The sequence below is a fragment of the Microbacterium sp. NPDC060132 genome (genome assembly GCF_042729675.1).
GTDB lineage: Bacteria > Actinomycetota > Actinomycetes > Actinomycetales > Microbacteriaceae > Microbacterium > Microbacterium sufflavum.
In genome coordinates, this window is record NZ_JBHWXU010000001.1 from 2,841,043 (window position 1) to 2,856,324 (window position 15,282).

A 15,282-nucleotide genomic window follows, 5' to 3' on the forward strand; every position below is an offset into this window, starting at 1 on the left:
CCCCGGGCGAGGTCGTCCTCGCGGGGCGCGGCCGGCGCAGCTCAGCCGTTGTTGACGGTGGGGACGTGCGGCTCGGGCTGGTAACGCAGCCAGAGGGTCGACAGCGCGGGGAGCGTGATCGCCGCCGTCGCGGTGCCGCTGTCGTCGCGCACGGCGACCACCATGCCGAGGTTGCCCGATCCGTGTCCTCCGTACTCCGCGGCGTCCGAGTTGAGCACCTCCTGCCACACGCCCTCGCGGGGGAGTGCGAGTCGGTAACCGGTGCGCTCGACCCCGGCGAAGTTGCTCACGACCACCAGCCGCCCGCCGTGGGCGTCGCGGCGCTCGAAAGCGATCACGGAGGGGTCCCAGCTGGGGGCGCCGAGTCGCGTGAACGACGATCCGTCGCTGTCCCGCTCCCACAGCGGCGCCTGGGCGCGGTACACGCCGTTGAGCGCGCCGACGAAGTCCTGCAGCTGGGCGTGCGAGGGCTGCTCGCGCAGCCACCAGTCGAGTTCCCGCCCCTCCGACCACTCGGCGAGCTGCCCGAACTCCTGGCCCATGAACAGCAGCTTCTTGCCCGGGTGTCCCCACATGTAGGCCAGGTAGGCGCGGACGTTGGCGAGCTTGTGCGTGTGGTCGCCGGGCATCTTCGCGAGCAGGCTGCCCTTCCCGTGCACCACTTCGTCGTGACTGATTGGCAGCACGTAGTTCTCTCCGAAGGCGTAGACGAACGAGAACGTCATCTCGCCCTCATGGTGCGCGCGATACATCGGGTCGCGGGCGATGTACTGCAGCGAGTCGTTCATCCAGCCCATGTTCCACTTGAACCCGAACCCGAGTCCCGCGTGATCCGTGGGCGCGGTGACGCCGGGGAAGCTCGTCGACTCCTCCGCGATCATGAGGATCCCGGGGTGCAGGCGGTAGGCGGTGGCGTTCACCTCCTGGAGGAACCGGATCGCCTCGAGGTTCTCGCGACCCCCGTGGACGTTGGGCTCCCACTCGCCGTCGCGGCGCGAGTAGTCGAGGTACAGCATCGAGGCGACCGCGTCGACGCGCAGCCCGTCCACGTGGAACTCCTCCAGCCAGTAGAGGGCGTTCGCGACGAGGAAGCCGCGGACCTCGGGGCGACCGTAGTCGAAGATGAGCGTGCCCCAGTCCTGATGCTCGCCGCGGCGGGGATCGGGGTGCTCGTAGAGGGGCTGGCCGTCGAAGCGGGCGAGCGCGAACTCATCCTTCGGGAAGTGGCCGGGGACCCAGTCGAGGATCACGCCGATGCCCGCCTGGTGCAAGCGGTCGATGAGGTAGCGCAGATCGTCCGGCGTGCCGTAGCGGCTCGTCGGCGCGTAGTACCCGCTGACCTGGTAGCCCCAGGAGCCGCCGAACGGGTGCTCGGCGAGCGGGAGGAACTCCACGTGGGTGAACCCCGTCTGCTGCACGTGCTCGATGAGGGGATCGGCGACCTCACGGTAGCCGAGGCCGCCCCGCCAGGAGCCCAGGTGCACCTCGTAGACCGAGAGCGGCTGCGCGACCGCGTGGGTCGCGGCGCGCCGGGTCATCCACGCGCCGTCCTGCCACGCATAGGTCGAGGCGGTGACGACCGACGCGGTCTCCGGCGGCAGCTGCGCGGCGAGCGCCATCGGGTCGGCCTTGAGGATCCACGCACCGGCGCGGGTGCGGATCTGGTACTTGTACCGGGTGCCGAGCGGCAGGTCGGGGATGAACAGCTCCCAGACGCCGCTCACGCCCATCGACCGCATGGCGTGCGTCTCGCCGTTCCACCCGTTGTGGTCTCCGACCACGCGTACGGCGCTGGCGTTCGGCGCCCAGACCGCGAACGCGACACCCGCCTCGCCGTCGTGCGTGGTGGGATGCGCTCCCAGCACCTCCCAGAGCCGCTCGTGCCGTCCCTCCGCGATGAGGTGCAGGTCGAGCTCGCCGAGCGCGGGGGAGTGACGGTACGGGTCGCCGGTGATCGCTTCGTCGTCCACGTCGCGGTAGCGCGTCGCCAGTCGATAGGGGACGGGCGGCCCGGGGTGACGGCCCTCCCACAGCCCGTGGGTCACGTGCGAGAGCTCGAGCCGGGTGCCGTCGGCGAACACGGCGGCGACGGAGGAGGCCAGCGGGCGGCGGGCGCGGATGATCGTGACCGTCCGCCCCGCGGCGTCCTCGGCGGGATGGGTTCCCAGCACGGCGTGCGGATCGTGGTGCTGTCCCTCGGCGACGGCGACCCACTCGGCGGATGCGATCGCTTCTTCGGCAAAGCTCATGCTCTCTCCCTCACCTTCAGGATGTGCACCGGCTCGGCGAAGGCGTCGAGCCGCACGTAGTTGTGGTCGCTCCAGGTCCAGACACTGCCGGTCAGCAGATCCTCGACCTCGAACGGTTCGCCCGGGGGGACACCCCAGCGGGTCGTGTCGAGGTGGACCGTGGTCTCCCTGACCGAGTGCGGGTCGACGTTCGCGACCACGATGATCGTGTCTGCCTGTCCGGTGCCGGTGAACGCCGCATCGAGGTGCTTGCTGTAGACCAGGACGGCGTCGTCGTCGCTCCAGTGGGTCTCCAGGTTCCGCAGCTGCCTCAGCGCCGGATGCTCGGCGCGGATCGCGTTGAGCCGACGCAGCAGCGGGGCGAGGGACTCACCGCGCTCCTCGGCACCGCGCCAGTCGCGGAACTTGTACTCGTACTTCTCGTTGTCGATGTTCTCCTCCGAGCCGGGACGCGCCACGTTCTCGAAGAGCTCGTATCCCGCATACACCCCGTACACCGGCCCCGCGGTGGCCGCGATGCAGGCCCGGATGCGGTAGGCCGCCCGGCCGCCGAACTGGAGGTACTCGGTGAGGATGTCGTGCGTGTTCACGAACAGATTCGGTCGCATGTAGTCCGCGGTGTCGTGGGAGATGCTGGTGAGGAACTCCTCCAGCTCCGCCTTGGTGTTGCGCCAGGTGAAGTAGCTGTAGCTCTGCTGGAAACCCACCGCAGCGAGCGCCCGCATGACGGCGGGACGGGTGAAGGCCTCCGCGAGGAACACGACCCCCGGATCGCTCTCGTTCACGGTGCGGATGAGCCACTCCCAGAACCGGAGCGGCTTCGTGTGCGGGTTGTCCACCCGGAAGATGCGCACGCCCTGTGCCACCCAGTGCTGCACGACCCGCAGCATCTCCGCGGCGATGCCCTCGGGGTCGTTGTCGAAGTTGAGCGGATAGATGTCCTGGTACTTCTTGGGCGGGTTCTCCGCGTAGGCGATCGTGCCGTCCGGCAGGGTCGTGAACCACTCCGGATGCTCGCGGACCCACGGGTGGTCGGGGGACGCCTGCAACGCGAGGTCGAGCGCGACCTCGAGCCCTTCCTTCTCAGCAGCCCGGACGAAGGCCCGGAAGTCCTGGGCGCTACCGAGGTCGGGATGGATGGCGTCGTGCCCGCCCTCGGCCGCACCGATCGCATACGGGGATCCGGGGTCGCCCGGCTCGGCCACCAGCGTGTTGTTGCGTCCCTTGCGGTTGGTCGAGCCGATGGGGTGGATGGGCACGAGGTAGATCACGTCGAACCCCATGGCCGCCACGTCGGGGAGCCGCTTCGCAGCCGTCCGGAAGGTGCCGCTCCGCACCGAGCCGTCCTTCAGCCGCCGCGCCCCCTCCGAGCGGGGGAAGAACTCGTACCAGGCACCCACCCCTGCTCGCGTGCGATCGACGTGGAGGTGCTGGTCCGCAGAGGCGGAGCGCAGCGACATCAGGGGACGCTCGGCGAAGACGACCGCGAGCTCCGGGTCTGCCGCGAGGGAGGCGGCGATCGCGGCGTCTCCCGTGCGCAGCGCCTCGGCGCCCTCGCGCAGGCGGCGACGCTGGGCCGCTGGCCGGTCCTTCTCGGCGGCAGCCCTGGCCAGCAGCTCGGCGCCGAGTGCGGCCACGACCGGGACATCGACGCCGGCGGCGAGCTTGAGCCGTGCGGCATGCGCCCAGGTGGCGTAGTCGTCGGAGAAGGCCTCGAAGCGATACCGCCACGGACCCTCCAGGTCCAGCGCGATCGAGACCATCCACGTGTCGGTGCCGTCCGCGAGCGCGGTCAGGCGGTGCAGGCTCCGCTCTCCGGTGGGGGCGGTGAGGCGCACGTGCACGCCGATGAGGTCGTGCCCTTCCCGGAACGACACCACCCGGAACGGCACGACCTCGCCGGCGAACGCCTTCGCGGGAAAGCCGCCCGGGACCGAGGGCGAGCCGTCGAGGAGCGGGATCCGCGTCGTGCGCAGCTCGCCGGGGAGGTCTGCGCCGTCGAACTCGCGCGGCGGGATCTGAGCGGGGCTCCGGAGAGCCGGGGGCCGGGTACCAGCACGTGCAGTCACAGTGCGAATCTACCGCTCCGGTGTGCCGGAGCCTACCGCTCGACCCGGGCGCAGAACCGTGCTATCACTCGACGCGGAACAGGCGCATCGAGGTGCCGGGAACGGACAGGACGTCGCCGGGCTCGAAGACCTCCGCGTGCGCGGAGGGGTGCTCGTCGGCACTCGACCAGAGCGAGACGAACCGGTTCGCGCCGTCGATCTCCAGCGGCAGTCGCACGTCGATCGGCGCCTCCGTGCCGTGCACGATCAGGAGGATGCGGTTCGCCGCCTCGGTGTCGGGCGTGGAGGCGGCGACGTACTGCAGCGTGCGGTTGCCGGGATCGTTCCACTGCCCCGGTTCCATCGTCTCGCCGTTCTGGTCGTACCAGTCCATGACCGACGCGTTCGGGATGTGCTCGCCGAGCCGGGCGTAGCGGCTGGGGCGCAGAGCGGGATTCTCCTGTCGCAGCCGGATGAGCCGCGTGACGTGCGCCCGCAGATCCTCCTGCCACGGCTCCAGCTCCCATCCGAGCCACGTGAGGGGAGAATCCTGGGCGTAGGCGTTGTTGTTCCCGCGCTGAGTGCGCCCGACCTCATCGCCGGCGGTGAGCATGGGGATGCCCGCGGACAGCAGGACCGTGCCCAGGAGGTTGCGCATGGCCTTCCGGCGGGCAGCGAGGATCGCAGGATCGTCAGTGGGGCCCTCGACGCCGTGGTTGAAGGCGCGGTTGGTGTCGGCGCCGTCGCGGTTGTTCTCGCCGTTCGCCTCGTTGTGTTTGACGTCGTACGAGACGAGGTCGTGGAGCGTGAAGCCGTCGTGCGCCGTGATGAAGTTGATGCTGGCGAGCGGACCGCGCTCCTCGCTGAAGGTGTTGGAGGAGCCCGCGAGGCGCGTGGCGAAGCCGCCGATGCCCACCGGGGCGGAGGCGCGACGGGCGTAGTCGATGTCGCTCAGCCAGAAGTTCCGCACCCGGTCGCGGTAGCGGTCGTTCCACTCGTGCCACCCCGTGGGGAAGTTGCCCGTCTGCCAGCCGCCCAGCCCCACGTCCCACGGCTCGGCGATGAGCTTGGTGTCGGCGAGCACGGGGTCGGCGGCGATCGCCCGCAGCAGCGGATGCTCCGGGTTGTATGTGTGGGCGGCGTCTCGGGCGATCGCGGTCGCGAGGTCGAAGCGGAAACCGTCGATCTGCATCTCCTCCGCCCAGTACCGCAGCGAGTCCAGGACGAGGCGGGCGCCGGCGTCGGTGCTGGTGTCCAGCGTGTTGCCGCACCCGGTGGTGTCGATGTAGACGCCGTTCCCGTCCTGCCGGTAGTAGCTCGCATTGTCGATCCCGCGCAGGCTCGAGCGCGGGCCGCCGATGCCCTCCTCCGAGGTGTGGTTGTAGACGACGTCGAGGATGACCTCGAGCCCGGCCTCGTGGAGCAGCTTCACCATGCCCTTGAACTCGGCGATGATCGCCTCCGGTCCGCGCTTGCGGGCGTCCTCGGTGGCGTACGCGGCGTGAGGCGTGAAGTAGTTGAGGGTGTTGTAGCCCCAGTAGTTGGTGAGGCCGCGCTCGAGCAGGCGCGGCTCCGGCACGAAGGCGTGCACGGGCAAGAGCTCGACGGAGGTGATGCCGAGCGCGTGGAAGTGCTCGATCATCGCGGGGTGTGCGAGACCCGCGTACGTGCCGTGCAGCGCGGGCGGCACCTCGGGGTGGCGCTTGGTCATGCCCTTGAGATGGCCCTCGTAGATCACGGTGCGATCGAGCGGGATGCGCGGCTTGCTCGTGTTCCCCCAGTCGAAGCCGTCGACGATGACCACCGACCGCCACTCCTGGTAGCCGTGTCCCTGGGCGAGGCCCTTCGCGTACGGGTCGAGCAGCAGCGTCTCGGGGTTGAACGTGTTGCCGGGGCCGTGCGGCCCTCCCACGCGGACCGCGTACCGGGTTCCTGGCTGGAGCAGGGCAGACGTGACCTCCCACACGCCGCCCGGCCGCCGCTCGAGCGCGGCCTGGTCCGTGACCCAGTCGAGGTCGGTGGCGTCGAAGACGACCAGCTCCATCGACGAGGCGTTGCCCGACCAGACCCGCAGGATGCCGCCGCCGTCGTGCAGGCGGACGCCGAGATCGTCGAGGGCCGATCCGCCGGGGACGACGGGGACGCGGGAGACAGGCATGAATACACCCTAGGCGTGTTGCATTTCAGTCTCATGTCGGCGCGGACCCGGTCCCCGAGGCACGACCGTGTCCGCACGACCGGGGAACGGGGGAGAATCGAGGTATGCGGCACTACCTCGACCACGCGGCGACCACGCCTCTGCGCGCGGAGGCCCGCGACGCCTGGCTCGAGGCGGCGACCGTCGTGGGCAACGCCTCGTCGACGCACGGCGCCGGACAGGACGCGCGGCGCCTGCTGGAGGAGTCGAGGGAGCGGCTCGCCGCGGTGCTCCGCGCCGACCCGATCGAGGTCGTGTTCACCTCGGGGGGCACGGAGTCGATCAACCTCGCCGTGCAGGGGCTCTGGCGCGCACGGGACGCGGGCACCACCGCGATCGTGCTGCCCGACGGGGAGCATCACGCCACGATGGACACCGTCGCGGCTCTCGCCGAGGAGGGCGCGGAGGTCCGCGCGGTCCCGGTGTCGCCGGAGGCGCGCATCGATGACCCCCGCTTCGCCGCCGCGCTTCCGGGTGCCGCGCTCGCGACGGCTCTGGTCGCCAACAACGAGGCCGGCACGATCAACGATGTGGCCGCCCTCGCTGCGGCCGCGGCCGACAACCGCGTGCCGTTGCACCTCGACGCGGTCGCGGCCCTGGGCCACGTGCCGCTCTCCTTCCGGGGCCTGCGCGGGTCGGCGGAGGGTCATGGCGGGCTCGTCGCGCTGAGCATCGCGGGCCACAAGGTGGGTGCTCCGGTCGGGACCGGCGCACTGCTGGTCGCCCGGTCGGCTCGTCTCGCTCCGCTGCTGCGCGGCGGTGGACAGCAGCGGGGACTCCGGGCGGGCACGCAGGACGTGGCGGGCGCGGCGGCGCTGGCCACCGCGGTCGAGCTCGCCGAGAGCGAGCGCGAGGAGGAGGCGCGGCGGCTGCGTGCTCTGCGTGACCGCCTCGTCGAGGGCGTTCGCGCGCGGGTGCCCGCCGCCGAGCTCCTGGGCGACCCGCACGTGCGGTTGCCGGGCAATGCGCAGCTGCTGTTCCCGGGGGCCGTGGGGGAGAGCCTGCTCTTCCTCCTCGACGTCGCCGGGGTATCGGTGTCCACCGGCTCGGCCTGTCAGGCGGGGGTCGCGGAGCCCTCCCACGTGGTGATGGCGATGGGCCGGTCGGAGCGAGACGCCCGCAGCGTGCTGCGCTTCTCTCTGGGGCGCACCTCCCGCGATGATGACGTGGACGCCGTGCTGTCGGTGATCGCGGACGCGTATGCGCGTGCGTCCGGCGCCGGCTCAGCCGCGCGCTCGTAGACTGGACCCATGCGGATCCTTGCGGCGATGAGCGGCGGCGTCGACTCCGCCGTCGCCGCGGCGAGGGCGGTCGAGGCCGGGCATGACGTCGTCGGCGTGCACCTCGCCCTGTCCCGCGCGGGCGGGACGCTGCGCACGGGCAGCCGCGGCTGCTGCACGATCGAGGACGCGCTCGACGCGCGCCGCGCCGCCGACCTGCTCGGGATCCCCTTCTACGTGTGGGACTTCTCGGAGCGGTTCCGTGACGACGTGATCGACGACTTCATCGCCGAGTACCGCGCCGGGCGCACCCCGAACCCCTGTATGCGCTGCAACGAGAAGATCAAGTTCGCCGCGCTCCTGGAACGGGCGATCGAGCTGGGCTTCGACGCCGTCTGCACGGGGCACTACGCCACCCTGATCGAGGGGCCGGACGGCCGGGAGCTGCACCGGGCATCCGACAACGCCAAGGACCAGTCGTACGTGCTCGGTGTGCTCACTGCCGAGCAGCTCGCGCACACCTACTTCCCGCTCGGCACGACGCCCTCCAAAGCGGTCGTGCGCGCTGAGGCGGCAGCCAGGGGCCTGACCGTCGCCCAGAAGCCCGACAGCCACGACATCTGCTTCATCCCGGACGGCGACACGCGCGGGTGGCTGGCGGAGAAGGTCGGTGCGGAGACCGGGGAGATCGTCGACCGCAGCGGCGCGGTGGTCGGCGAGCACGAGGGCGCGCACGCCTTCACGGTGGGGCAGCGGCGAGGGCTCAAGCTCGGGGTGCCGGCCGCGGACGGCAAGCCCCGGTTCGTGCTGGAGGTCCGGCCGGTGTCCAACACCGTGGTCGTCGGGCCGAAGGAGGCGCTCGCGATCGCCGAGATCGCGGGGGAGCGGTTCAGCTGGGCCGGCGCGGCGCCCGTGGAGTCGTCCTTCGCATGCGACGTGCAGATCCGAGCGCACGCCGACCCCGTTCCCGCCACGGCCACCGTGACCGCGGACGGCGTCCGTGTGGCTCCGGAGGTTCCGCTCGACGGCGTCGCACCGGGGCAGACCGCGGTGTTGTACGTCGGCACGCGCGTGCTGGGCCAGTTCACGATCGACACCACGGTCTCGGCGGTTCCGGTCGGCGTCTGATCCCGGCGGATGTCGGCGGCCGCTCCTAGACTGAGCAGGTGGCGGAGAACATCTCACTGGAAGACGCTCGGATCGAGGCCGAGGAGCTGACGACCCGCATCCTCGAGGCCAAAGACGCCTACTACGGACGCGACACCTCGCTCGTCGACGACGCAACCTACGACGGGTGGATGCGGCGTCTGGAAGAGCTGGAGCGCCTGCACCCCGAACTGCAGGGCCAGGACTCGCCGACGCAGATGGTGGGAGCGGCGGAGGCCACCGGTCTCGCCACGATCGAGCACGCCGAGCGCATGCTCAGCCTCGACAACGTGTTCTCCGTCGACGAGCTGCGGGAGTGGGCGGCCAAAACCCGCGCGGCGGCCGGTCGTGACGTCGACTGGCTCACCGAGCTCAAGATCGATGGGCTCGCGATCAACCTCCGCTACGAGAACGGGATGCTCACCTCCGCCGCCACACGCGGTGACGGCCGGGTGGGCGAGATCGTGACGGAGAACGCGCTCCGTCTGCCGGAGATCCCGCAGCGACTGCGTGGTGAGGGGCATCCGCCGATCGTCGAGGTCCGCGGCGAGGTGTTCATCCCGGTCGCGGCGTTCGAACGGCTCAACGCCGCGCAGGCCGCCTTCCGCGAGCGCGCCTACGCCGACGCGCTCGCCCGGTGGGAGGCACGCGGCGGCGTGAAGAAGCCGTTCGACGAGGAGAAGGCGCGCACGGCTGCGGCACGTCGGTTCCCCGCGTTCGCGAATCCGCGCAACGCCGCCAGCGGTGGTCTGCGCCAGCAGATCGACAAGAAGGACGGGCTCGAACTGGAGGCGGGGCTCCTGCGGATCGAGTCGCTCGCGCTGTACGTGCACGGCATCGGCGCCTGGGCACAGCCGCCGGTGGCCGCGCAGAGCCAGGTGTACGACCTGCTGGCTGAATGGGGCCTGCCGACGAGCCCGCACACGCGGGTGTGCCGCAGCATCGATGAGGTCGTCGACTTCGTGGAGTACTACGGCGAGCACCGGCACGACATCGAGCACGAGCTCGACGGGATCGTGGTGAAGGTCGACGAGCTGGAGCTGCATGACGAGCTCGGCGCGACCAGCCGGGCACCCCGGTGGGCGATCGCCTACAAGTACCCGCCGGAGGAGGTGCAGACGACGCTCCTCGACATCGTGGTGTCGGTCGGACGCACGGGCCGGGCGACCCCGTTCGCGGTGATGGCGCCCGCGCACGTCGCGGGGTCGGTCGTGCGTCAGGCCACGCTGCACAATAAGGACGTCGTGAAGGCCAAGGGCGTGCTCATCGGCGACACCGTGGTGCTGCGCAAGGCGGGTGACGTGATCCCCGAGGTGCTCGGGCCGGTCGTGGAGAAGCGGGACGGCACCGAGCGCGAGTTCGTGATGCCTGCCGACTGTCCGGAGTGCGGAACACCGCTGCGGCCGATGAAAGAGGGCGACATCGACCTGCGCTGCCCGAACGCGCGCTCGTGTCCCGCACAGGTTCGCGGGCGTGTCGAGCACATCGGGTCGCGCGGCGCGCTCGACGTCGAGGCGCTGGGCGAGGTCACGGCCGCGGCCCTCACGCAGCCGACGTCACCCGCCGTGCCGCCGCTGGAGACGGAGGCCGGGCTGTTCGCGCTGACGCTCGACCAGCTCGTGCCGATCGAGGTCGTGGTCCGGGATGCCGAGACCGGGCTGCCGCGTGAGGACGAGGACGGCCTGGTGAAGACGAGGGCGCCGTTCCGCCGGAACCCGACGGCGGCCGAGAGGAAGGCGGGGCGCGAGGGCCCCCAGCCCTCCTCGCAGGCGCTCACGCTCCTCGCCGAGCTCGAGAAGGCCAAGACGAAAGACCTGTGGCGACTCCTCGTCGCGCTGAACATCCGTCACGTGGGCCCGGTGGCGGCTCGAGCCCTCGCGCAGTGGTTCGGTTCGCTGGACGCGATCCGGGCGGCCTCCCGGGAGGAGCTCGCCGCGGTCGAGGGCGTCGGCGGGATCATCGCCGACTCGCTGCTCGCATGGTTCGAGGTCGACTGGCACCAGGAGATCGTGCGGCGCTGGAGCGAGGCGGGGGTGCAGTGGGCGACGCCGGGGCACGCGGGGCCCGGGGCTGCGGTCGCCGAGGGCGGAGTGCTCGACGGGCTCACGGTCGTCGCGACGGGTTCGCTCGACGGCTACACGCGCGAGGGAGCGCAGGAGGCGATCATCAAGGCGGGGGGCAAGGCCGCTTCGAGCGTGTCGAAGAAGACCGACTTCGTCGCGGCAGGTCCGGGCGCCGGCTCCAAGCTCGCGAAGGCCGAGGAACTGGGCATCCGCATCCTCGACGCTGCACAGTTCCACCTGCTGGTGACCGAGGGACCCGACGCCCTCGGCTGAACGGGTGCCCGCGGGTCAGGTGTCCGTGGGAGGCAGGAACTGCAGCAGCCGAGGGGAGTCGGCGAAGCCGAGCCCGCGGTACAGCGTCACGGCCTCCTCGCTCGAGTGCACGGTGACGCGTCCTGCGCCGAGGGACACCGCGTGAGCGCACGCCGCCGCGACCAGTGCTCGCCCGGTCCCGCGCCCGCGGTGCTCCGGCAGCACGAACACGCTCTGCACGTCGGCCGAGACCCGGTCCGCGGCCCCGGGGCGCGGCACCCGGGGGAGCATCGCGACCCAGGCGACCCCGACGGGGTCGCCTGGGTCCGCCCTCGCTACGAACGCCGAGTGCGTGTCCTCGTGGAGGCTCCACCAGGCGGCGAGCTCCGCCGTGAACTCGTCGAACGACCGTCCCGCCGTCAGCTCGTCCGGCACGTCCTGCCACTTGAGCAGCGCGAGCCCCGCGACGTCTCGGCGGTCCGCACGGTCGATACGCACGATCAGCTCTTGTGACGGGGCTTCCGGAACGGCTTGTCCTCGCGGGGACCGCGGGGTCCGCGATCGTCACGGTCATGGCGGTCACCGCGGTAGCCGCGGCCCGCGCTGTCGTCGTTCCCGCGGTCGCGCGCAGCTCCCCGGCGTGCCCCGGGGCCACGGTCGGGCGCGATCTCGATCAGCCGCCCGGAGATGCGGGTGTCGCGGAGCTTCTCGAGGACGGCGGGGTCGAGGTTGGCCGGCAGTTCCACGATCGAGAAGTCGGGGCGGATGTTGATGGCGCCGAAGTCGTCGCGACCGAGGCCGCCCTCGTTCGCGAGCGCGCCGACGATCTGCCGCGGCTCCACGCGGTGCCGTCGTCCGACCTCGATGCGGTACGCCGCATAGTCTCCACGGCCCCGGCGTTCCCTGGGCTCACGCGTCTCCCGCGCGTCGCGCGGTGCGCGCTCACGCGGAGGACGGTTGTCGGCGGCGACAGCTCGGGCGAGCGGGTCGTCCGCGGGGTCGAGGAGGAGTGGACGCTCACCCTGCGCGACCACGGCGAGAGCCGCGGCGACATCGCTCTCCGGCACGTCGTGGTGGCGCACGTAGTGGGCGATGATGTCGCGGAACGCGTCGATGCGGGCGGTCTCGGACAGCGCGGTCGTGATGGCGTCGTCGAAGCGCGCGAGGCGCGTGGTGTTGACGTCCTCCGTGGTCGGCAGCTGCATCTGCGTCGGCGTCTGCCGCGTGGCCTTCTCGATGTGCTTCAGCAGGTAGCGCTCGCGTGGGGTGATGAAGCTGATCGCGTCCCCGGTCCGCCCGGCGCGCCCGGTCCGGCCGATGCGGTGCACGTACGACTCGGTGTCGGTGGGGATGTCGAAGTTGATGACGTGGCTGATGCGCTCCACGTCGAGACCGCGCGCGGCGACGTCGGTCGCGACCAGGATGTCGAGCTTGCCGTCCTTGAGCTGGTTGACACTGCGCTCGCGCTGCACCTGCGGCACGTCGCCGTTGATCGCGGCGGCGGAGTAGCCGCGAGCGCGGAGCTTCTCCGCGAGCGTCTCGGTCTCGTTCTTGGTGCGGACGAAGACGATCATCCCGTCGAAGTTCTCCACCTCGAGGATGCGCGTGAGGGCGTCCACCTTCTGCGCGTACGACACCACGAGGTACCGCTGGGTGATGTTCGTGTTGGTCGCGGTCTTGGACTTGACCGTGATCTCCTCCGGGTCGCGGAGGTACTGCTGCGCGAGGCGCCGGATCTGGGCGGGCATCGTGGCGGAGAACAGCGCGACCTGCTTCTCCTCCGGCGTCTGGGCGAGGATCTGCTCGACATCCTCCGCGAAGCCCATCTTCAGCATCTCGTCCGCCTCGTCGAGCACCAGGTACTGCAGCTCCGAGAGGTCGAGCGTGCCCTTGGCGAGGTGGTCCATGATGCGACCGGGGGTTCCGACGACCACGTGCACACCGCGGCGCAGCGCCGACAGCTGCACGCCGTACCCCTGACCGCCGTACACGGGCAGCACGTGGACGCCCTTCATGCGTGAGGCGTACGACTCGAACGCCTCGCACACCTGCAGCGCGAGCTCGCGCGTGGGGGCGAGCACGAGGGCCTGCGGGGTCTTCTGTGCGGTGTCGAGGCGCTCCAGCACGGGGAGCGCGAAGGCCGCGGTCTTGCCGGTACCGGTCTGCGCCATGCCCACCACGTCGCGGCCCGACAGCAGGGTCGGGATCGTCGCGGCCTGGATCGGGGAGGGGGTCTCGTAGCCGAGGTCTCGGATGGCCTTGAGGACGGGCCCGGTGATGCCGAGCTCCTCGAATCCGGGGGTTGCGGGGGACTCGTCGGGGGCGTCGGTGGGCACTGCGTCTTCAGGGGTCACTTCCCAAGGGTAGCGCGCGCCGGCCGCCACCACCTGTGCAGACGGCTCAGGCGCCGGTGGTGAGCGCGAGCAGCTTCTCCTTGACCTGGCGGCGCAGGACCTTGCCGATGAGCGACTTCGGCAGCTCGTCGACCACGAACACGCGGCGCGGCACCTTGTACGGGGTGAGGATGCTGCGGGCGTACGCGCGGATCGCTTCGACGTCGACGTCGGCTCCTCCGTCGACGACGATCGCGGCGACGACCTCCTCGCCCGAGTGCTCGCTGGGCAGTCCGACGACGGCGGCGTCCACGACCGACGGGTGCTGCCGCAGCGCGTTCTCGACCTCGGTGGGGGCGACGTTGAAGCCGCCGGTGATGATCAGCTCCTTGATGCGGTCGACGATGCGGACGAAGCCGGCCTCGTCGATCGTGACGATGTCTCCCGTGCGGTACCAGCCGTCGACGAACACGGCGTCGGTCTCCTCCGGCTTGCCGTAGTAGCCGGAGAACACCTGCGGGCCGCGGACGACGAGCTCGCCCGCCGACCCCGCCGGTACGTCCTGCGTCGGGTCCTCGGGGTCGACCACGCGGCACTCCGTTCCGGGGAGGGGGAGGCCGACGGTGCCCGGCACGCGGTTGTCGGCCACGGGGTTCGCCATCAGCACGGGCGAGCACTCGCTCAGCCCGTAGCCCTCGACGAGGTAACCGTGGGTCGCGGCCTCGAAGGGGACGACCAGCTCGTGCGGCAGGGCCATCGCCCCGGAGATCGCGACCTCGATGCCGTCCAGGGAGACGCCCTTCGCCTGCGCGGCCGCGAGCAGCCGGTCGGCGATCGGGGGCACGAGCGGGAGGAAGGTCGCGGGGTGCTTCTTTGCGACATCGAGCACGAGGTCGGGGTCGAACTTGGGGAACAGCACGAGCCGCGCCCCCATCGACATCGCGAACGTGAGGCACAGCGTCAGCCCGTAGGCGTGGAACATCGGCAGCACGGCGTACACCACGCAGCCCTTGCCGCGCTGGATCGACGGCACCCATGCCTGCGCCTGCGCCGCGTTCGCCAGCAGGTTGCGGTGCGTCAGCGCGGCGCCCTTCGGAGTTCCGGTGGTGCCCGAGGTGTACTGGATGATCGCGAGGTCGTCCGTGTTCGGTCTCGGATGCGACGCCGGAAGCGGGTCGGAGGCCACGAGCGAGTCCCACACCACGGTTCCGCGCACGCGCTCGGTCAGCGCTGCCCTGGACTCGCGCGCCTTCGCGACGGGCAGCCGCAGAGCGAAGCGGGTGAGGGCGGGCATCGCGCGCGTCACGTCGACGGAGACGAGGTTCGTCACGGCGAGGTCGGCGGGGAAGTCCTGCACGGTGGCGACGACCTTGTTCCACACGATCGCGTGCTTGGCGCCGTGATCCTCGAACTGCTTCCGCAGCTCGCGCGGCGTGTAGAGCGGGTTGTGCTCGACGACGACGGCGCCCAGACGCAGCACGGCGTAGAAGGCGATGATGTGCTGTGGGCAGTTCGGCAGCACGATCGCGACCGGGTCGCCCGCACGCACGCCGAGGTCGCGGAGTCCGGTGGCGGCCCGGTCGATCGCGTCCTGCAGTCGGGCGTACGTGGTCTCGCGGCCGAAGAACTGCAGCGCGGGAGCGTCGGGGTAGTCGCGGGCGGACGCGGCGACGATGTCGACGAGGGAACCGGTGACGGGGGCGAGATCCTCGGGGACGCCGTCGGCGTAGCTGGCGATCCACGGGCGAGGAGGCTGGAACGTGCTCACGCGCCC

9 protein-coding genes are annotated in these 15,282 nt (G+C 71.1%); 3 read left to right on the forward strand and 6 right to left on the reverse strand.

What is annotated here, in order from left to right:
• Window positions 1-41 precede the first annotated feature (41 nt).
• The 3 genes from glgB to glgX form a co-directional block, all read right to left on the reverse strand.
• Complete coding sequence (gene glgB / locus ACFWCH_RS13730; protein ID WP_136037392.1) at window positions 42-2,249, reverse strand: 1,4-alpha-glucan branching protein GlgB; 2,208 nt, start codon at window positions 2,247-2,249, stop codon at window positions 42-44.
• The gene (locus ACFWCH_RS13735) at window positions 2,246-4,318 is read right to left on the reverse strand and encodes a maltotransferase domain-containing protein (RefSeq protein WP_378803666.1); all 2,073 of its coding nucleotides are present in this window, start codon (window positions 4,316-4,318) and stop codon (window positions 2,246-2,248) included. Before ACFWCH_RS13735 ends, glgB begins: the two co-directional genes overlap by 4 nt.
• A gap of 64 nt (window positions 4,319-4,382) precedes the next feature.
• Complete coding sequence (glgX, locus tag ACFWCH_RS13740) at window positions 4,383-6,455, reverse strand: glycogen debranching protein GlgX (RefSeq protein WP_378803667.1); 2,073 nt, start codon at window positions 6,453-6,455, stop codon at window positions 4,383-4,385.
• A 104-nt stretch (window positions 6,456-6,559) separates the two neighbouring features.
• On the opposite strand from glgX, the gene ACFWCH_RS13745 reads away from it, so the two are divergent.
• The 3 genes from ACFWCH_RS13745 to ligA are packed head-to-tail and all read left to right on the forward strand — an operon-like array spanning window position 6,560 to window position 11,196.
• Window positions 6,560-7,735: a cysteine desulfurase family protein gene (locus ACFWCH_RS13745; RefSeq protein WP_378803668.1), complete on the forward strand. Its 1,176-nt coding sequence runs from the start codon at window positions 6,560-6,562 to the stop codon at window positions 7,733-7,735.
• A gap of 9 nt (window positions 7,736-7,744) precedes the next feature.
• Entirely contained in the window at window positions 7,745-8,842 is a 1,098-nt protein-coding gene (gene mnmA, locus ACFWCH_RS13750; RefSeq protein ID WP_136031836.1) for a tRNA 2-thiouridine(34) synthase MnmA, read from the forward strand.
• Between the two features lie 38 nt (window positions 8,843-8,880).
• Complete coding sequence (gene ligA, locus ACFWCH_RS13755) at window positions 8,881-11,196, forward strand: NAD-dependent DNA ligase LigA (RefSeq protein ID WP_378803669.1); 2,316 nt, start codon at window positions 8,881-8,883, stop codon at window positions 11,194-11,196.
• Between the two features lie 15 nt (window positions 11,197-11,211).
• Here the strand turns inward: ligA and ACFWCH_RS13760 are convergent, their stop codons facing one another.
• The 3 genes from ACFWCH_RS13760 to ACFWCH_RS13770 are packed head-to-tail and all read right to left on the reverse strand — an operon-like array spanning window position 11,212 to window position 15,276.
• Window positions 11,212-11,673: a GNAT family N-acetyltransferase gene (locus ACFWCH_RS13760; protein ID WP_378803670.1), complete on the reverse strand. Its 462-nt coding sequence runs from the start codon at window positions 11,671-11,673 to the stop codon at window positions 11,212-11,214.
• Between the two features lie 2 nt (window positions 11,674-11,675).
• Window positions 11,676-13,529: a DEAD/DEAH box helicase gene (locus ACFWCH_RS13765; RefSeq protein ID WP_378803671.1), complete on the reverse strand. Its 1,854-nt coding sequence runs from the start codon at window positions 13,527-13,529 to the stop codon at window positions 11,676-11,678.
• A 46-nt stretch (window positions 13,530-13,575) separates the two neighbouring features.
• Window positions 13,576-15,276, reverse strand: coding sequence for a long-chain-fatty-acid--CoA ligase (locus tag ACFWCH_RS13770; RefSeq protein ID WP_378803672.1), 1,701 nt, complete (start codon window positions 15,274-15,276; stop codon window positions 13,576-13,578).
• Between the last annotated feature and the right edge of the window lie 6 nt (window positions 15,277-15,282).